Origin of the sequence: Micromonospora echinospora, from assembly GCF_014203425.1 — a bacterium.
Lineage (GTDB): Bacteria > Actinomycetota > Actinomycetes > Mycobacteriales > Micromonosporaceae > Micromonospora > Micromonospora echinospora_A.
In genome coordinates this window covers 3,077,934-3,095,788 of sequence record NZ_JACHJC010000001.1, presented here as the reverse complement: position 1 = coordinate 3,095,788, position 17,855 = coordinate 3,077,934, and the positions used below count along the sequence as shown (strand labels likewise).

Here is a 17,855-nt window from a genome sequence, read left to right as displayed (position 1 = left end):
TGATCAGAAGCGCGGTCGCTGTTGTCACGCGGCGGCGGGCTGCACTCGCGTCGGCGCCCGATCAGGCTGGACAGGGTGCAGGAATTCGGCGACGTCGATCCGGAGCGGGCTTCGCATGACAACGAACACGTTCAGGACACGCGGTCATAAGACCGATCGACGGCACGACCGCCAGCCGTGGACGTACGTACTCCAGCACTGCAGCATATTCACTTTCCCCCGTTTCGTCGTCGAGCGAGCAAAACCCTCGATCGACTTCCGAAACAGTAACGGCGACTGCGGGGTGTGTCAATGCGTCCATTCTCGAACGCCCGAACTTGTCACGAGGGCGCCGACAACCGAACGGGCGCCAGACCACCCGACGGGAGCCCGAGTCACACGATGATCCAGGGTTGGACAATACTGTGTGCCACACAGTATCGTGTTGAGCATGGTCAGCGAAGAGGTCCTCCGGACCCATCTCCAGGAGCTACGACGCGGCACTGTCGTGGTGGCCAGCCTGGTCGCCCTGCGCCGCCCCGACTACGGATACGCCCTGCTGCAACGGCTGGCCGCGCACGGCTTCGCGGTCGACGCCAACACGCTCTACCCGCTGCTGCGCCGGCTCGAGGACCAGGGCCTGCTGACCAGCGAGTGGAACACCGAGGAGAGCCGGCCGCGCAAGTTCTACCGGACCAGCGACGACGGCCAGGACCTCCTGAACCGCCTGCTCGACGACATGACCGCGGTGCGGTCGTCCGTCACCGAACTGATCGAAGGAGCGGAACGATGAGTTCCCTGACCGACCGTTACGTCGCCGCCACCATGCGGGCCGTGCCCGCGCAACGCCGCCTGGAGATCGCCGAGGAGCTGCGCGGCTCCATCGCCGACATGATCGACGACCGGACCTCCGGCGGGCAGGACCACGCGTCGGCCGAGCGCGAGGTGCTCACCGAGCTGGGCCACCCCGAGAAGCTCGCGGCCAGCTACAGCGACCGCACGCTGCAACTCATCGGCCCGCGCTACTACCTGACCTGGTGGCGGCTGCTGCGGCTGCTGCTCACCTGGATCCCGGCGATCGTCGGCGTGCTCACCGGCCTCAGCAAGGCGCTGCTCGACGGCGAGCCGGGCGCGGCGATCGGGGCGGCAATCGTCGCCGCGATGCAGACCGCGGTGCAGATCGCGTTCTGGGTCACGCTCGTGTTCGCCGTGCTGGAACGCACCCACACGCCGCTCGGGCTGCCCGAGTGGACAGTCGACCAGCTGCCCGAGGAGACCCGGGAACGGCAGATCAGCCACTCCGACAGCATCGCCTCCGTGGTGTTCCTGCTCGCCACCATCGGCCTCCTGGTCGGCCAGCACTTCCAGCGCTGGACCACCGACGACGGCACCCGGCTGCCGGCGCTCGACCCGGCGCTCTGGAGCTTCTGGCTGCCGGCCCTGATCGTGGTGCTGCTGGCCACCGTCGGCCTGGAGATCGCCAAGTACCGGTCCGGGCGGTGGACCTGGCCGCTGGTGGCGGTCAACGCGGTGCTCAACGTGGCCTTCGCCGCCCCGGTGCTCTGGCTGCTCGCCACCGACCGGCTGCTCAACCCGGAACTGGTCGAGCGGTTCGCCTGGCTGCGGGACGGCGGGACCGTCGAGTTCGCCCGGGTGGCGGGCGCGGTGGTCGTGCTGGTCGCGATCTGGGACGTGATCGACAGCGCGGTCAAGGCCGGCCGCGCCACCCGCTGAAGTCGGGCCGATCCTCCGGCCGCCCTGGCACCGTCGGTGCCGGGGCGGCCGGCCGTCGGCTGCCCGACTCAGCGGCGGCGGCGCGGCCACCCCGGGCATAGCCTGATCTCCCGCACCACCGGCGAGCACTGGACACCCCTGATGCCCCTCCCCGACGGCACGGACGAGCTGGCCCGCTCGGCCGCACGCGGCGACCGGCAGGCACTCGACGCCCTGCTGGCCGCCGTCCGGCCGGACGTGCTGCGCCAGTGCGCCCGCCTGCTGCCCCACCGGCAGGACGCCGAGGAGGCCTGCCAGGACACGCTGCTCGCGCTCGCCCGCGGCATCGCCGGATTCGAGGGACGCTCGTCGTTCGACACCTGGCTGTACCGGATCACCGCCAACCGGGCCCGGTCCACCTACCGGGCGCTGCGGCGGCGATGGCAGCGGGAGGCCGGCGGCCTCCCGCTGCCGGACCCGCCCGACCCCCGCCGGACCAGCGTGGTGGCCGGCACCCGGCTCGACCTGCTGGACGCGCTCGACGCGGTCCCGCCGGACCTCGCCGAGACGGTCACCCTGCGCGACGTGCTCGGGATGAGCTACCGGGAGATCGCCGGCCTGCTCGACGTGCCCGAGGGCACCGTGAAGTCCCGCGTCCACGAGGCCCGCCGGCAGCTGCGGCGGCGGATGTCCGATGCGTGAGCCACCCCGCCGCCGCGCCGCGACGGTCGCCACGCTCGCCGTCCTCGCCGGGACGCCCGCCTGCGCCGACCGCCCGGTCTCGCCGCTGCCGGTACGCCCGCCGGTCACCAGCGCCGCCGCGCCGTCCGCCGCGACGACCCCGCCCGCCCTCACCCCGACGCCCGGCATCAACGGGGTCTCGGCGCCGTCGCGCGCCACGCCACCGAACCCGCCGGTCCGGTCACGGCCACCGGCCGCGCCCCGGACCACGAAGCCCACCCCGCCGGTACGCACCACGCCACCGGCCGCCTGTCTCGGGCCGGTCCGCTACGACCTGGTCCTCGCCGAGACCGAACTGGCGCTGCTGAAGTCCCTCTGCTTCGCCGCCGGAGGTGTGTTGCGCATCCAGGGGATCGGGCCGGGTGAGGTCACTGTGGACCGGGAGGACCTCGTCTCGCGCAACTACGAGGCCGGTGTGGTGGACATCCGGTTCGTGCGTACCGGGACCGTGGTGGTCACCATTCCGCAGGACGGCCGCGCGTACCCGGTCACGGTCGTGGTGGTCTGACCGCGCCGGCTATCCGGCACGCACCCCGGCGAGCACACCGTCGACGAAGTCCGCGCCCGCGCCCGCCGGCGGGACGAGCTGGACGTAGAGCAGACCGGCGCGGCCGGGAGCCAGCCCGGCGGCCTCGACGATCACCGGGCGGCCGGTGGGGCAGGTGAACGTGACGACAGTCCACTCGACCCCACCCTGCCGGCTGTGCCGCGGCGGCGCCCCGGCGCAGTCCGCGTGCGGCCGTTCGGCGAGGAAACCCGCCGGGCCGGTACGACGCGCCGTACCGGCGGAGAGGCCGACGAATGCCCCGGGCAGGCCCGGGTCGACCGCCCAGCTCCCCGGATCCGGGGAGATCACCAGCGCCGGTTCGAGGTCACCGTCGTCGCCGTACTGGCCGGCCCAGCCGGTGCCCTCGGCCCGCCAGCCGGCCGGCAGGACCACCGTCAGCGGGCCGCTGCGCCCCACCGCGCCGGCCGGGTCGGGACGGGCCGCGTCCCCCGCGCCCGTACCGGCGACGGTGAGCGCCACCGCGACCGCGGCGACCACCTGGCCCGCGCGCGGCGCCCGCCGCGCCCGCACGAGCGCGGGCCCACCCGCCACCGCGCGCCGCAGCGCCTGCCGGAACGCGTCCGCGTCCGGGTAGCGGTCGGCCGGGCGTACGGCGGTGGCCCGCCGCAGCACCGAGTCCACACCGGCCGGCACGCCGGCACGCAGCCGCGAGGCGGCCGGTTCTGCGTCGGCCCGGCCGCCCCGGCCGAGCAGCCGCAGTCCCAGGCGGCCCAGCCCGAACACGTCGGCCCGGGTGTCGACCACCGCCAGCGGCTCGTTCTGCTCGGGCGCCATGTAGCCGGGAGTGCCCGCCCGCGCGGTCAGCCCGGAGGCGGAGGCGAGCGCCTTGGCCAGCCCAAGGTCGGCGATGAGCACCCGCTCACCGTCCGGGCCGGAGTGGAACAGGACGTTGCTCGGCGTCAGGTCGCGGTGCACCACCCGGTGCCGGTGCAGCACCGCCACGCCCGCCGCGATCTCGTCGAGCACCGTCAGCGCCCGGCCCACCGGCAGCGGGCCGCGCGCCAGCCGGTCCCGGAGGCTGCCGCCGTCCGCCCAGGCCAGCACCGCGTACGGGCGCCCGTCCGGCAGCTCGCCGACGCCGTGCACCCGGACCAGGCGGTCGTCGTCCAGCCGCCGCAGCAGCCGGGCCTCGTCGAGGAACCGTTCCCGCACCCGCAGGTCGTGGCTCCAGTTATCGGCCAGCACCTTGACCGCGACCCGGTCGGCGAGGGCCGGGTCGTAGGCCAGCCAGACCGTGGCGAAGGACCCCGCCCCGAGCAGACGCTCCACCCGGAACGCCCCGATCCGCGTCGGCGTGGTCATCGGCATCACCTCCGGGACCGCCGCCACGATCACCGTCACGTCGACGGTAGACGATCCCGAACCGAACCGGACCGGCCGGAGACCAACAGGACAGGAGAACCCGACCGAAGGAGAACCACCATGAACCGAATCCCGTCCACAGTCCTCGCCGGCCTGCTGGCGCTGGCCGCTGTCGTGCCGGTCACCGCCGGCGCGCCGGCCGCCGCCGCGCCCGCGCGCACCGCCGCCGACGCCGCGCCCGTCCGGCCGGCTGTCGCGGAGAACGAGGTGCTCAGCGTCCGCGGCGCCGGCCCGTTCCGGATCGGGGCCCGGCTGGACCGGCTCGTCGCGGCCGGGCTGATCGGCTGGACCGCGCCGGGCTGTCCCGGAATCGTGCACGCCGGCGTCACCGGCTCCTGGGCCGGGGCGATCATGCTGACCTTCCGGGACGGCCGGCTCGTCTCGGTGGGCACGGCCACCGCCCCGCCGCGCTCCCCGGCCGGCGGGTCGGTCGGAATGTCCTTCGCCGAGCTGGAGCGCATCTACGGGCCGCGCGGCCGCATGATCCGCAACGACGCGGGGGACGCCGACGCGTACCTGGTCCGGTTCGGGTCGCGGGTCGAGCTGTTCAGCGACCACCCGATCCGGCCCGGGGTCGGCTTCTACGAGGCCGGTCTGGCGTCGTACGTCGAGCGGTCGTTCCGGCGGGGCTGCTGCTGCTGAGGGCGTCGGGCCCGGCCGTCACGCCGGGCCCGCGCTCAGGCGGCCGGCCGCCCGCCACTCGCGGGCCAGCAGCGCGTAGACCACCTCGTCGGCCCACTCCCCCTTGACGAACTCGTTCTCCCGCAGGTGCGCCTCCCGGCGCATGCCGAGCCGCTCCAGCACCCGGGCCGAGGCGGTGTTGCGGGCGTCCAGCCGGCCGACGATCCGGTGCAGGCCCAGCCCGTCGAAGCCGATCCGCAGCAGTTCCCGGGCCGCCTCGGTGACGTACCCCCGGCCGGTGTGCGCGGGATGCGCCACGTACCCGATCTCGCCCTGCCGGTGCTCCCCGCTGGTCCAGCTCAGCAGCACGTCGCCGACGAACTCGCCGGTGTCCGCGAGCGTCACCGCGAGGTTGAGCACGTCGCCGGGGGCGCGCAGCGCGGTCCGCCGGACCAGCCGCTCGATCGCGGCCCGGGCGGCGGCGTCGTCGTACGGCTCGTGGTAGAGGTAGCGGGTCACCTCCGGGCGGCCCCGGTAGTCCCGGACCACGGCGAGGTCGGCGGCGGTGAAGGCGCGCAGCAGCAGACGCTCGGTACGCAACGGCAGATCGGGCACGAACACCCCGGCAGGCTACGTCGGCACTGTCGTCCGGCCCACCCGATTACGCCCCGGCCACCACGGCGGCCCGGTCGGTGGCATGGTCGTACGGTGAGCACCGCACCCACCACCGCCTGGCGCCGGCCGGCTCCCACGGCCGCGCAGTTCCGCGCCGACCTCTGGGTCGGGCTCGCGGTCACCGTGCTGGCCCTGTTCGAGCTGACCCTGGCGTACAGCACCGGGGCGTTCCTGCTCGGGCCGCCGCCGAGCGTCGCCGAGCAGATCTGGTGGACCGTCGCGGTGACCGCCCCGCTGGCCGTACGGCGGCGGTGGCCCGCCACTGTCGCGGTAATCGTCGCCGTCGCCTTCGTCGCCGGGCAGGCCCGGGCGGTCCCGCTGGCACAGCTCCCGTCGGGCGCGCTGTTCGCCGCCCTGTTCACGCTCGGCGCGTGGGGCGCCGACCGGCGGCTGGCCGGGCGGCTGCGGGTCGGCATCATCGTGGCGATGTTCGGCTGGCTCGCGCTGTCCCTCGCGCTGCGGGCCGACCAGATCTCGGCGGCCTCCTTCGCCGACGCCGCCGGTCCGGTGCCGCCGGTGCTCGCCGCCGTGGTCAACGGCGTGCTCTACAACGTGCTCTTCTTCGGGTTCGCCTACTACGCCGGGCAGACCGCCTGGGTGGCCGCGCGCCGCCGGCACGAGCTACGCGAACAGGCCGAGCAACTGCGCCGGTCCCAGGCGGAGGCGCGCGAGCGCGCGGTGATGGGTGAGCGGGTCCGCATCGCCCGCGAGCTGCACGACGTGGTCGCCCACCACGTGTCGGTGATGGGCGTGCAGGCCGCCGCGTGCCGGCGCGTGTTCGACCGCGACCGGGACAAGGCGCGTACCGCCCTGGCCGCCATCGAGGAGACGGCCCGCACCTCGGTCGACGAGCTGCGCCGGATGCTCGGCGTGCTGCGCGACCCGGACGCCGCGGCCGGCACGGTCGCCGCGCCGGAGGACACCGCCGGCATCGACCAGGTCCGCGCGCTCGTCGACCGGGCCCGGGAGACCGGGCTGCGGGCCGACCTCGGGGTGTACGGGGAGCCCGTGCTGCTACCGCGCTCGGTGTCGCAGGCGGCGTACCGGATCGTCCAGGAGGCGGTGACGAACGTGGTCAAGCACGCCCACGCCACCACGCTCGACGTGCGCATCCGCTATCTGGCGAGGGAGTTGGAGATCGACGTGAGCGACGACGGACAGGGCGGCGCGCCGGCGGCCGGGACCGGGCTCGGCCTGATCGGCATGCGGGAGCGGGTCGCCGCGCACGGCGGTGAGGTGGCCGCCGGGCCGCGCCCCGGCGGCGGGTTCCGGGTCCGGGCCCGCATGCCGCTGCCGGTCGAGGCCGCCGGGCGGGCGGCGTGAGCGCGCCGGTACGGGTGCTGCTCGTCGACGACCAGCACCTGGTCCGGACCGGTTTCCGGGTCATCCTCGAAGTCGAGGACGACATCGAGGTGGTCGGCGAGGCCGCCGACGGGCAGCGCGCCGTGTCGATGGCGTCCGCGCTGCGGCCGGACGTGGTGCTGATGGACGTGGAGATGCCCGTCCTCGACGGGCTGGAGGCCACCCGCCGGATCACCGGCGACACGACGCCGGGCGGCCCCGCGGTGCTCATCCTCACCACGTTCGACAGGGACGACTATCTGTTCGCCGCGCTGCGTGCCGGGGCGAGCGGCTTCCTGCTCAAGAACGGCACGCCGGAGGACCTGGTCGAGGCGGTACGGGTGGTGGCGCGCGGCGAAGGGCTGATCGCGCCGGCGCTCACCCGGCGGGTGATCTCCACGTTCGCCCGGCCCGGCGCGGCGCCGCCGGACCCCCGGCACGACGCGGCGACGGCGGACCTGACCCCGCGCGAGCGGGAGGTGCTGGAGCTGATCGCGAGCGGGGCCAGCAACGCCGAGATCGCGGACGTCCTGCGTGTCGGCGAGGCGACGGTGAAGACCCACGTCAGCCGCGTGCTGGCCAAGCTCGGGCTACGCGACCGGGTGCAGGCCGTGGTGTTCGCGTACGAGCACGGGGTGGTCCGGCCCGGCGGATGACGCCGGTCCGTCGCACGACGGACCAGACGATCGTCCCGCGGTGGGACGACGGGAGCGGGCGCCGGCCGTAGCGTCGGGATCATGACCAGCGTGCTCCGCCTCGACGGCGTCGACCGCAGCTTCGGCGGCCGTCAGGTGCTCAAAGACGTCTCCTTCGACGTGACAGCCGGGCGCATGACCGGATTCGTCGGCGGCAACGGCGCCGGCAAGACCACCACCATGCGGATCATCCTCGGCGTCCTCGCCCCGGACGCCGGGCAGGTCACGTGGCGGGGACACCGGCTCACCCGGGAGGACCGGAGCCGGTTCGGCTACATGCCCGAGGAACGCGGCCTCTATCCCAAGATGACGCCCCGCGAGCAGGTGGTCCACCTCGGCCGCCTGTACGGGCTGGACGCCGCCGGGGCCCGCCGCCGCACCGACGCGCTGCTGGAGCGGGTCGGTCTCGGTGAGCGGGCCGACGACCTGCTGGAGACGCTGTCGCTGGGCAACCAGCAGCGCGCGCAGATCGCCGCCGCGCTGGTGCACGACCCGGAGGTGCTGATCCTGGACGAGCCGTTCTCCGGGCTCGACCCGCTCGCCGTCGACATGGTGGTGGCGGTGCTGCGGGAACGCGCCGCCGCCGGAGCGCCGGTGCTGTTCTCCAGCCACCAGCTCGACGTGGTGGAGCGGCTCTGCGACGACCTGGTGCTCATCGCCGGCGGGACGATCCGGGCTGCCGGCGCTCGCGAGGAGCTGCGCGCCGCGTACACCCTGCCCCGGTTCTCGCTCGTGGTCGACGGCGACGCCGGCTGGCTGCGGGACCAGCCCGGCGTGCGGCTGGTCGACCTCGACGGCGCCCGCGCCGTGTTCGAGGTGGACCCGCCCGCCGACGACCAGGCGGTGCTGCGCGCGGCGCTGGACCGCGGCCCGGTACGCGCGTTCGGCCCGGTCACCCCGTCCCTCGCCGAGATCTTCCGAGAGGTCAACCAGTGAACACGTTCCAGGCCGCCCGGCTGGTCGCGGCCCGCGAGATCAAGGTCAAGGTTCGCGACAAGACGTTCCTCTACAGCACGCTGATCTTCCTGCTGCTCGCCGTCGTCGCCACGGTGGTGCCGGCGATGCTGAGCAGCGGTCCGTCCACAGTGGCGGTGACCGCGGCCGGCGCCGAGCCGCTGCGCGCGGCCGGGCTGGACGTCCTCGTGGTCGCCGACGACGGCGCCGCCGAGCAGGCGGTACGCGACGGCGACGCGGACGCCGCGGTGGTCGCCGGTCCGGTCGTGGTCGCCGACGAGCGGGCCCCGGACGACGTGGTCTCCGCGCTCAGCGCGGCGCCGCAGGTACGGCTGCTGGATCCGGACGCGGTGGACCCGCTCGTCGCGTACCTGGTGCCGTTCGCCTTCGCGTTCGTCTTCTTCTTCATGTCCCAGACGTTCGGGTTGCAGATCGCGCAGAGCGTCACCGAGGAGAAGCAGACCCGGATCGTGGAGATCCTGGTGGCCGCTGTGCCGGCCCGGGCGCTGCTGGCCGGCAAGATCCTCGCCGCGGGCGCGCTGGCGCTGGCGCAGATCACCCTGATCGGGGCCGCCGCGCTGATCGGGATGCGCCTGACCGGCGGCGGTGACCTGCTGAGCCTGATCGCGCCCGCGATCGGCTGGTTCGTGCCGTTCTTCCTGTGCGGCTTCCTGCTGCTGGCGGCGATGTGGGCGGCCGCCGGGGCGCTGGTGAACCGGCAGGAGGACATCGCGGGCGCGTCCACGCCGGTGCAGCTCGCGGTGATGGCGCCGTTCTTCGCAGTGGTGTTCCTCAACGACAACGCCACAGCGATGCGGGTCCTGTCGTACCTGCCGATCTCCTCGCCGACCGCGATGCCGGTACGGCTGTTCACCGGCGACGCGGCGACGTGGGAGCCGTTCGTGTCGCTGGCGCTGCTGCTGCTCGCGGCGGCCGGGTTCCTGCTCGCCGGGGCCCGGGTCTACGAGGGCTCGCTGCTGCGCACCAACGGGCGGACCTCGGTGCGGGCGGCGTGGCGGCAGCGCGAGCCGATCGGCTGACCGCCCGCAACACCGAGCGCCGGCCACCCCGCAGCGGGGGGCCGGCGCACGTCGGGCCGGGGTCAGCCGACAGCGGCCATCACCTCGTCGGAGACGTCGAAGTTGGCGAAGACGTTCTGCACGTCGTCGCAGTCCTCCAGCACGTCGATCAGCTTGAAGATCTTGCGGGCGCCCTCCTCGTCCAGCGGCACGTTCACGCTGGGGATGAGGGAGGACTCGGCCGACTCGTACTCGATGCCGGCGTCCTGGAGCGCGGTGCGGACCGCGATCAGGTCACCCGGCTCGGAGACCACCTCGTACGCCTCACCGAGGTCGTTGACCTCCTCGGCGCCCGCGTCGAGCACTGCCATCATCACGTCGTCCTCGGTCGTGCCGCCCTTGGGGACGATCACCACGCCCTTGCGGGAGAACATGTACGACACCGAGCCCGCGTCGGCCAGCGAGCCGCCGTTGCGGGTCAGCGCGGTACGCACCTCGGTGGCGGCACGGTTGCGGTTGTCGGTGAGGCACTCGATCAGCATCGCCACGCCGTTCGGGCCGTAACCCTCGTACATGATCGTCTGCCAGTCGGCGCCGCCGGCCTCCAGGCCGGAGCCGCGCTTGACCGCGCGGTCGATGTTGTCGTTCGGGACCGAGTTCTTCTTCGCCTTCTGGATGGCGTCGTAGAGAGTCGGGTTGCCGGCCGGGTCGCCGCCGCCGGTACGTGCGGCCACCTCGACGTTCTTGATCAGCTTGGCGAACATCTTGCCGCGCTTGGCGTCGATGACCGCCTTCTTGTGCTTGGTCGTCGCCCACTTTGAGTGGCCGGACATCTGTTACCTCCGTTGCTACCCGCCGTCTGCATCGACCGCACCGCACACGCCCCGCTCCCCCGCCGGCGCACGTCGAGGTGCTGTGATCTTCGCTGGGAGCCGCGGCGGGCTGATGGCCCTGCCGAATCTCGGCAATCCTACCGGCGGCGGGCGGGCGACTGTCACGCGCCGCACGGCAGCGGCCCGCCCCAGGCCGCCCGAACCGGCGCAACCAGGGACGGACCGGTCACTCATTCTCCGAAGCCGTACGACAGCGCCACCGTCGGCTCGAACGTCTCGCGTTCCTCACAGCGCTCCTCCAGACCCGCCCGGTAACGCCGGAACGACTCCAGCCCGGGCAGCGGCCCGGGCAGCTCCGGCGCCGTGGCCACCTCGACGAAGCTGCGTTCGTCGTCGAGCCGGTAGGAGACGTACCGGAAACCGGGCGGGCGCAGCCGGGCCAGTTCGTCGTGGACGGCGCGCAGCAGGCGCAGGTGCTCGGTCAGGCGCTCCGGGCGGACCCGGTAGCGGATCAGGATCATCTCCACGCTCACGCCACCAGCTCCGGGCTGCCCTCGGCGGCCGGGCGGCCCGCCGGCCCCCGGTCCGCCGACCGCCACGGCGCGGGCAGGGCCGCGGACCAGGTCAGGACCTCGGTCAGCATGGCCGACAACGACGCCTCCCGCTCCTCGCCGGGCGTCAGGACGCCGGGCGCGGTGGGGTCGCCGGGGTCCGACCCGGAGAAGTCGAAATCGGTGAAGATCGGGACGGAGACCTGCGTGGGCACGACCGCCACGCGCACCTCGGTCAGGACGAGCCGCAGGTGGTCGGTGGCCCGGACGCCGCCCTGCACGCCGTAGCCGAGCAGCCCGGCCACCTTGTCGTTCCACTCCGCGTACAGGTAGTCGACGGCGTTCTTCAGCGCGGCGGGGACCGAATGGTTGTACTCCGGGGTGACGAAGACGAACGCGTCGCAGGCGGCCACGACCGCGCTCCACCGCCGGGTGTGCGGCTGCCGGTAGTCGCCGAACATCGCCGGCACCGGCTCGTCGAGCAGCGGCAACGCCTGCTCCGCCAGATCGATCACCTCGATCTCGGCCGATCCGGCGCGCACCGCCGGGTGCCGGGAACACACCTGCGCGGCCCAACCGGCGACGGCGGCGCCACGACGGCCGGGGCGGGTGCTTCCCACGATCAGACCGATCCGGAACGGTCCTGTCCTCTGTGTCGTCCTCATGCCGGGAATCGTCCGTCCGGTCGCCGCCGGACCGGGAGACCGGCGCGAGGCTGGCCCTGCCGGGGCCACCCGGCGGCCCGCCGCCGGTGCGAGACTGGGCCGATGATGGACGGCGAGCTGGGGGCGTTCCTGCGCAGCCGCCGGGAGGCGCTGCGCCCGGCCGACGTGGGGCTCCCGTCGGGTCCGCGCCGCCGCACGCCCGGTCTGCGCCGGGCGGAGCTGGCGACGCTGGCCCAGGTCAGCGTCGAGTACCTGACCCGGCTGGAACAGGGGCGCGACACCCGGCCCTCGCCGGAGATCCTCGCGGCGCTCGCCGACGCCCTGCTCCTCGACGACGCCGACCGGGACCACCTGCACCAGCTCGCGACAGTCGGCCACAGCCGGCACCTGTGCCCGCACGAGCGGACGTCCGTCGCCCGCGCCGTCCGCCCGACGGTCCGGGCCGTGCTCGACGGGCTGCGGGACACCCCGGCGTACGTCGTCAACCAGCTCAGCGACGTGCTGGCCTGGAACGACGCGTTCGAGCGGCTGGGCCGGCCACTCGGTCTGCTCGACGGCAGCCCGCCGAACCTGCTCTGGTTCACCTTCGCCGACGAGCGTGCCCGCGACCACTTCCCGCAGTGGGCGGAGCTGGCCGACCAGCAGGTCGCCGAGCTGCACCGGCTGCGGCGGGGCGACCCGGTCGCGGACGCGTTCGCCCAGCGGCTGGCCCGCACCGTGGGCGCGCCGTTCACCGACAGGTGGCGGCGGCGTCCGGTGGCCGCGCCACGTACCGGCGTGCGTGGGCTGCGGCACCCGCAGGCCGGTCCGTTGCGGCTGGCCTACGAGACGCTGGAGCTGGCCGACGCCGCGCACCAGCGCATCGTCGTCCACCTGCCCGCCGACGCCGCCTCCGCGTCCGCCCTGGACGGGCTGCTCGGCCGGCGACCCGGTCAGCTGCGCGCCGTCGCGGGCTGACGGCCCGGGTGGGTCGTCCGATCAGGACGCGGCCCGGACCAGCTCCACGAAGTGGCGGTGCAGCCGCAGGTCGCCGGTCAGTTCCGGGTGGAACGAGGTGGCCAGCAGGTTGCCCTGCCGTACCGCGACGATCCGGTCCGCGGCCGGGCCGTCGGTCACCCGGCCGAGCACCTCGACGTCCGGGCCGACCCGCTCGACCCAGGGCGCGCGGATGAACACGGCGTGGAACGGGCCGCCGTCGACGCCGGTGAGCGTCACCGGCGCCTCGAACGAGTCGACCTGACGGCCGAACGCGTTGCGCCGCACCGTCATGTCGACGCCGGCGAAGCCGCGCTGGTCGGGGCGGCCGTCCAGCACCTGCGCGGCCAGCATGATCAGGCCGGCGCAGGAGCCGTAGACCGGCATGCCGGCGGCGATCCGCTTGTCGATCGGCTCGCGCATCTCGAAGATGTCCACCAGCTTGCTGATCGTGGTCGACTCGCCGCCGGGCACCACCAGCGCGTCGACCGCGTCCAGCTCGCCGGGGCGCCGCACCGGCCGGGCCTCGGCGCCCGCCCCGGTCAGCGCCGCGACGTGCTCGCGTACGTCGCCCTGGAGGGCGAGCACGCCGATCACCGGACCGGCCACGATGCTCCTTCCGGGGCGTTGACAAGGGGCCCCGCCTCTACCGCAGGCGTTAACAGGGGGCCCCTCCTTGCACTCACCAGCCGCGCTCGGCGAGGCGGTGCGGCTGGGGGATCTCCTCGACGTTGATGCCGACCATCGCCTCGCCGAGTCCGCGCGACACCTTGGCCAGCACGTCCGGGTCGTCGTGGAACGTGGTCGCCTTGACGATCGCGGCGGCCCGCTGCGCCGGGTTGCCGGACTTGAAGATGCCCGAGCCGACGAAGACGCCCTCGGCGCCGAGCTGCATCATCATGGCCGCGTCGGCAGGGGTCGCGATGCCCCCCGCGGTGAACAGCACGACCGGCAGCTTGCCCTGCTCCGCGACCTCCTTGACCAGCTCGTACGGCGCCTGCAGCTCCTTGGCCGCGACGTACAGCTCGTCGGAGGGCAGCGACTGGAGCCGGCGGATCTCCTGCCGGATCTTCCGCATGTGGGTGGTGGCGTTGGAGACGTCCCCGGTGCCCGCCTCGCCCTTCGAGCGGATCATGGCGGCGCCCTCGGTGATCCGGCGCAGCGCCTCGCCCAGGTTCGTCGCCCCGCACACGAACGGGACGGTGAACGCCCACTTGTCGATGTGGTTGGCGTAGTCGGCCGGGGTCAGCACCTCGGACTCGTCGACGTAGTCGACGCCGAGCGCCTGGAGGATCTGCGCCTCGACGAAGTGACCGATGCGGGCCTTGGCCATCACCGGGATCGAGACGGCCTGGATGATGCCGTCGATCATGTCCGGGTCGCTCATCCGGGACACGCCGCCCTGCGCGCGGATGTCGGCCGGCACCCGCTCCAGCGCCATCACGGCCACCGCGCCGGCGTCCTCGGCGATCTTCGCCTGCTCGGCGGTGACCACGTCCATGATCACACCACCCTTGAGCATCTCGGCCATGCCGCGCTTGACGCGGGCGGTGCCTACGGCGTTGGCGGGGGTCGGGGCTGCGGACTCAGACACGGGACATCGCTCCTCGGCGTGCTCGGGAGGTGACTGCGCAGGAATGCTACGACCGTCCCGACGCCGCTCCGAGCGCCAATCGAACCCCCGGTGGCCTGCCGTGTGGCCCCCGTCACGACCGCCGGTCAGCCGGTGGTCACGTCCGCCGGGGAGGCCAGCGTCGGGTCGTCGATGTCGAAGTAGCGGGGCCACTCCCGGCCCCGCCCCATCCGGAACAGCCGCACCACCGGACGCCCCCGCGCCGAGCGGGCGTCGCGGACCAGGTCGGTGTGCACCTGCCGGGCCAGCGCCAGCCGGCGGCTCGCCGCGATCACCGCCGCGCAGGGCGGATCGTCCGGGTCCAGCCGCACCGCGCGCAACTGCCGGGTCAGGTCGTTCTCGGCCGCCTCACGCTCCTCCGGGGCGGCGTCGAGCGCGATCCGGGCGGCGGCGTACAGCTCCACGCCGTACCGCTGCTCGGCCAGGACCGCGGCGGCGGCCGCGCGGCGCAGCAGGTGCGCCTCCAGCGCGCGGGCCGCCGAGTCCGCGCGGACCTGCAGCCGCTGCACCCGGCCGGAGGTCCAGATCAGGTACGCCGAGACCAGCCCGAGCACTCCGACGGCGCCCACCACCCACCACATGCCCGGCATCGTAGTGCTGCTCCTCATCCCGCCCGGCCGGCGCGGGGCACCGGTCGACGCGCTCGTCACAGCGGCCGCAGCGGCCACCGAGGTCAGCCCAGTCCCGCCCACTCCTGGTCCATGACCCGGCCGTCGGTGGCTTCGATCGCGGCTGCGTATACCTCCAGAACGCGGCGGGCAACCACGGGCCAGTCGAAATTCGCCACCACCTGGTCGCCGCAGGCGGTCAGCCCGGCCCGCAGGCCGGCGTCGTCCAGCAGCTCGGACAGCACGGCGCCCAGCGCGGCCGCGTCGCCGGTCGGGAACAGCCGCCCGGCCCGCCCGCCGTCGAGCACCCGGCGGAACGCGTCCAGGTCGCTCGCGACCACTGTCGTCCCGGCGGCGAGCGCCTCGGTGAGGATCATCCCGAATGATTCCCCGCCGGTGTTCGGTGCGACGTACAGGTGCGCGCTGCGCAGCATGCGTGCCTTGTCCGCCTCGGAGACCAGGCCGAGGAACGTGACCCGGTCCCGCAGCCCGGCCGGGAACCGCCCGTACAGCTCGTCGGCGTCGCCCGGGCCGGCGACCAGCAGCCGCAGCCCCGGGCGGTGCGGCGCCAGCGCCACGAACGCGTCGCGCAGGATCGGGAAGCCCTTGCGCGGCTCGGTGAACCGGCCGAGGAAGCCGAGCGTGCCGCCCGTGCCCGGGGCGCACTCCCCGGGCCAGCCCGGCAGCGGCGGCACCCCGGCGAACTTCGCCACCGCCACCCCGTTCGGGATCTCCACCGCGCCGCCGTCCATGTGCTCGACCTGCACCTTGCGGGCCAGCGCGCTCACCGCGATCCGGGCGGTGATCCGCTCCAGCACGATCTGGAGCGCGCCCTGCGCGGCGGACAGCACCCGGGAGCGGGTCATCGCGGTGTGGAAGGTGGCCACCACCGGGCCGCGGGCGCAGAGCACCGCAAGCATCGACAGGCTCGGGGTGAGCGGCTCGTGCACGTGCAGCACGTCGAAGTCGCCCCGGGTGATCCAGCGACGGACCCGGGTCGTGGAGACCGGGCCGAAGGCGATCCGGGCCACCGACCCGTTGTACGGCAGCGGCACCGCCCGGCCGGCCGACACCACGTACGGCGGCAGCGCCGAGTCCTCGTCGGCCGGCGCCAGCACGCTCACCTCGTGGCCGAGCCCGAGCAGCGCCTCGGCCAGGTCCATGACGTGGTTCTGCACCCCGCCCGGCACGTCGAACGAGTACGGGCACACGATGCCGATACGCACTGCGCCCTCCCCCTAGACCGTCCCGGTGGTGGCCGGCGGCTGCGCCGGCGTGGGCGAACCGTCCCGGCCCTGGTCCAGCCACATCCGCTGCAACATGTGCCAGTCTTGCGGATTCCGGGCGATGCCCGCCGCCAGACAGTCGGCAACCCGCTGGGTCACCACGCGGACCCGCGCGTCCAGCGGGGCGCTGTCCGGGTCCGGCAGCGGCAGCGGGCCTTCGATCGAGGCGCACGCCGCGTCCGGCTCGTACCACATCGAGGCCACGTAGAGCGGCGCGCCGGTGCGGATTGCGAGCAGCGCCGGACCGGCCGGCATCCGGGTCCGCGCGCCGAAGAAGTCGACCTCCACGCCCCGGGCCGACAGGTCCCGGTCGGCGAGCAGCGGCACCACGTAACCGGCGCGCAGCCGGTCCACCAGCACGTCGAACGCGGGCCGCGGACCGCCGGTGTTGGGCAGGATCTCCATCCCCAGCCCTTCCCGGAACGTCACGAACCGCTCGTAGACGCCCTTCGGGAGCCGCTCCGCCACCGTGGTCATCGGCCAGCCGGTGGCCGCCACCCAGGCGCCGGCCGCGTCCCAGTTCCCGGCGTGCGGCAGCGCCACCACGGCGCCCCGCCCGGCCGCCACGTCGGCGGCGAGCATCTCCTGCCCGTCCAGGCGGAACCCGGCGAGGATCTCCGCCCGGCTCAGGCCGGGCAGCCGGAACGCCTCCATCCAGTAGCGGGCGTACGAGCGCAGCCCGGCGCGCACCAGCGCGTCCAGCTCCGCGTCGGGCAGCTCCGGGCCGACCACCCGGCGCAGGTTGGCGCGCAGCCGGCGCGTACCCCCGCCGTCCTTGCGGTGGGCGCGGTCGGCGCCCGCCCGGAAGGCCGCGGCCGCGACGGGCCGGGGCAGCGCGCGGATCAGGCGCCAGCCCGCGACGAAGCCCGCCTCGGTGAGGTTCACTCGACGCCGACCCGCTGGGCCTGGCGGTACACGTGGGCCATCCGCTGCCCGACGGTGAAGATCGAGACGGCGGCGAGCAGCCAGAGCGCGATCTCCAGCGCGAGCGGTACGGCGACGCCGGTGAGGATGCCGCCCACCCCGACGATGAGCAGGCGCTCCGTGCGTTCGGCGATGCCCACGTTGCAGGTCATCCCGAGGCCCTCGGCGCGGGCCTTGACGTAGGAGACCAGCCCGCCCGCGGCCAGGCAGATCAGCGCCGCCGCCACGCCCGAGTAGTTGTGCTGGGTGGCCAGCCAGTACGCGACGGCGCCGAACACCGCGCTGTCGGCGACCCGGTCCATGCTCGAGTCGAGGAACGCCCCGAACCGGGTGGACCCGCCGCTCATCCGCGCCATCGTGCCGTCGAGCAGGTCGGTGAGAGCGAAGACCGTGACGATCAGCGCGCCGGCGACCAGATGGCCGCGCGCGCCGAAGCCGAGCGCGCCGATGAGCACGCCGACGGTGCCGGTCACGGTGACCGCATTGGGGGACACGCCCGCACGCAGCAGCGTACGGGCGATCGGCTCCACGACGCGGGTCATGCCCGCGCGGGCCGTCACTTGGAAGATCTTCGCCATGGCGGTCCCACGATAACGGCCCGCAACCGCCGGGGACACAGCCGGGCGCACGACCCGCCCGACGGCCCTTGTGCCCCGCACCCGCGCGGGTGTGAGATCGAGCCAGGAGGTGAGCCGGATCACGGGATCACCGG

At 74.3% G+C, this 17,855-nt stretch carries 21 protein-coding genes; 10 read left to right on the top strand and 11 right to left on the bottom strand.

From position 1 onward, the window contains the following. Positions 1–430 precede the first annotated feature (430 nt). The 4 genes from FHU28_RS14655 (at position 431) to FHU28_RS14640 (ending at position 2,941) form a co-directional block, all read left to right on the top strand. Positions 431–772, top strand: coding sequence for a PadR family transcriptional regulator (locus tag FHU28_RS14655; protein ID WP_184684529.1), 342 nt, complete (start codon positions 431–433; stop codon positions 770–772). Next, the gene (locus tag FHU28_RS14650) at positions 769–1,713 is read left to right on the top strand and encodes a permease prefix domain 1-containing protein (RefSeq protein WP_184684527.1); all 945 of its coding nucleotides are present in this window, start codon (positions 769–771) and stop codon (positions 1,711–1,713) included. Before FHU28_RS14655 ends, FHU28_RS14650 begins: the two co-directional genes overlap by 4 nt. Before the next feature lie 141 nt (positions 1,714–1,854). Continuing rightward, entirely contained in the window at positions 1,855–2,394 is a 540-nt protein-coding gene (locus tag FHU28_RS14645) for an RNA polymerase sigma factor (RefSeq protein WP_184684525.1), read from the top strand. After that, positions 2,387–2,941, top strand: coding sequence for a hypothetical protein (locus FHU28_RS14640; protein ID WP_184684523.1), 555 nt, complete (start codon positions 2,387–2,389; stop codon positions 2,939–2,941). Before FHU28_RS14645 ends, FHU28_RS14640 begins: the two co-directional genes overlap by 8 nt. Before the next feature lie 9 nt (positions 2,942–2,950). Here FHU28_RS14640 and FHU28_RS14635 read toward each other — a convergent pair whose 3' ends face one another. Then, complete coding sequence (locus FHU28_RS14635; protein ID WP_311773588.1) at positions 2,951–4,342, bottom strand: serine/threonine-protein kinase; 1,392 nt, start codon at positions 4,340–4,342, stop codon at positions 2,951–2,953. An 81-nt stretch (positions 4,343–4,423) separates the two neighbouring features. Between FHU28_RS14635 and FHU28_RS14630 the strand changes: the two genes are divergently transcribed. Continuing rightward, on the top strand, positions 4,424–5,005 hold the full coding sequence (locus tag FHU28_RS14630; RefSeq protein WP_184684521.1) for a hypothetical protein: 582 nt from the start codon (positions 4,424–4,426) through the stop codon (positions 5,003–5,005). An 18-nt stretch (positions 5,006–5,023) separates the two neighbouring features. On the opposite strand, the gene FHU28_RS14625 is transcribed toward FHU28_RS14630, so the two are convergent. Then, positions 5,024–5,605 carry a GNAT family N-acetyltransferase gene (locus FHU28_RS14625; protein ID WP_184684519.1) on the bottom strand — a complete coding sequence of 194 codons (582 nt, stop codon included), beginning with the start codon at positions 5,603–5,605 and terminating at the stop codon, positions 5,024–5,026. Between the two features lie 87 nt (positions 5,606–5,692). Here FHU28_RS14625 and FHU28_RS14620 point away from each other — a divergent pair, with 87 nt between their 5' ends. The 4 genes from FHU28_RS14620 (at position 5,693) to FHU28_RS14605 (ending at position 9,689) form a co-directional block, all read left to right on the top strand. Further along, positions 5,693–6,982, top strand: coding sequence for a sensor histidine kinase (locus FHU28_RS14620; RefSeq protein ID WP_184684517.1), 1,290 nt, complete (start codon positions 5,693–5,695; stop codon positions 6,980–6,982). Further along, the gene (locus FHU28_RS14615; RefSeq protein ID WP_184684515.1) at positions 6,979–7,656 is read left to right on the top strand and encodes a response regulator; all 678 of its coding nucleotides are present in this window, start codon (positions 6,979–6,981) and stop codon (positions 7,654–7,656) included. Before FHU28_RS14620 ends, FHU28_RS14615 begins: the two co-directional genes overlap by 4 nt. An 81-nt stretch (positions 7,657–7,737) precedes the next feature. Beyond that, entirely contained in the window at positions 7,738–8,631 is an 894-nt protein-coding gene (locus FHU28_RS14610; protein WP_184684513.1) for an ABC transporter ATP-binding protein, read from the top strand. After that, the gene (locus FHU28_RS14605; RefSeq protein WP_184684511.1) at positions 8,628–9,689 is read left to right on the top strand and encodes an ABC transporter permease; all 1,062 of its coding nucleotides are present in this window, start codon (positions 8,628–8,630) and stop codon (positions 9,687–9,689) included. The genes FHU28_RS14610 and FHU28_RS14605 overlap by 4 nt, the downstream gene beginning before the upstream one ends. A 62-nt stretch (positions 9,690–9,751) precedes the next feature. On the opposite strand, the gene FHU28_RS14600 is transcribed toward FHU28_RS14605, so the two are convergent. The 3 genes from FHU28_RS14600 to FHU28_RS14590 all read right to left on the bottom strand — a co-directional run bounded on the left by FHU28_RS14600 (position 9,752) and on the right by FHU28_RS14590 (position 11,717). Beyond that, complete coding sequence (locus FHU28_RS14600; RefSeq protein ID WP_116509815.1) at positions 9,752–10,501, bottom strand: YebC/PmpR family DNA-binding transcriptional regulator; 750 nt, start codon at positions 10,499–10,501, stop codon at positions 9,752–9,754. 230 nt (positions 10,502–10,731) lie between these two features. Further along, complete coding sequence (locus FHU28_RS14595) at positions 10,732–11,034, bottom strand: hypothetical protein (RefSeq protein WP_184684509.1); 303 nt, start codon at positions 11,032–11,034, stop codon at positions 10,732–10,734. Further along, positions 11,031–11,717 carry an NADPH-dependent FMN reductase gene (locus FHU28_RS14590; RefSeq protein ID WP_184684508.1) on the bottom strand — a complete coding sequence of 229 codons (687 nt, stop codon included), beginning with the start codon at positions 11,715–11,717 and terminating at the stop codon, positions 11,031–11,033. The genes FHU28_RS14595 and FHU28_RS14590 overlap by 4 nt, the downstream gene beginning before the upstream one ends. A 102-nt stretch (positions 11,718–11,819) precedes the next feature. On the opposite strand from FHU28_RS14590, the gene FHU28_RS14585 reads away from it, so the two are divergent. Continuing rightward, positions 11,820–12,674 carry a helix-turn-helix transcriptional regulator gene (locus FHU28_RS14585; protein ID WP_184684506.1) on the top strand — a complete coding sequence of 285 codons (855 nt, stop codon included), beginning with the start codon at positions 11,820–11,822 and terminating at the stop codon, positions 12,672–12,674. Between the two features lie 21 nt (positions 12,675–12,695). On the opposite strand, the gene pdxT is transcribed toward FHU28_RS14585, so the two are convergent. The 6 genes from pdxT to pgsA form a co-directional block, all read right to left on the bottom strand. After that, a complete protein-coding gene (gene pdxT / locus FHU28_RS14580) occupies positions 12,696–13,301 on the bottom strand; it encodes a pyridoxal 5'-phosphate synthase glutaminase subunit PdxT (RefSeq protein WP_184684504.1) in 606 nt (201 codons plus the stop codon). A gap of 73 nt (positions 13,302–13,374) precedes the next feature. Continuing rightward, positions 13,375–14,286 (bottom strand): pyridoxal 5'-phosphate synthase lyase subunit PdxS, encoded by a 912-nt coding sequence (gene pdxS / locus FHU28_RS14575; protein ID WP_184684502.1) that lies wholly within the window; start codon positions 14,284–14,286, stop codon positions 13,375–13,377. A 125-nt stretch (positions 14,287–14,411) separates the two neighbouring features. Next, the gene (locus tag FHU28_RS14570; RefSeq protein ID WP_184684500.1) at positions 14,412–14,915 is read right to left on the bottom strand and encodes a hypothetical protein; all 504 of its coding nucleotides are present in this window, start codon (positions 14,913–14,915) and stop codon (positions 14,412–14,414) included. 83 nt (positions 14,916–14,998) lie between these two features. Continuing rightward, positions 14,999–16,159 carry a glycosyltransferase family 4 protein gene (locus FHU28_RS14565; protein WP_184684498.1) on the bottom strand — a complete coding sequence of 387 codons (1,161 nt, stop codon included), beginning with the start codon at positions 16,157–16,159 and terminating at the stop codon, positions 14,999–15,001. Positions 16,160–16,171: 12 nt separating this feature from the next. Then, on the bottom strand, positions 16,172–17,104 hold the full coding sequence (locus tag FHU28_RS14560; RefSeq protein WP_184684496.1) for a phosphatidylinositol mannoside acyltransferase: 933 nt from the start codon (positions 17,102–17,104) through the stop codon (positions 16,172–16,174). Continuing rightward, on the bottom strand, positions 17,101–17,721 hold the full coding sequence (pgsA, locus tag FHU28_RS14555) for a phosphatidylinositol phosphate synthase (RefSeq protein WP_184684493.1): 621 nt from the start codon (positions 17,719–17,721) through the stop codon (positions 17,101–17,103). The genes FHU28_RS14560 and pgsA overlap by 4 nt, the downstream gene beginning before the upstream one ends. Positions 17,722–17,855 lie beyond the last annotated feature (134 nt).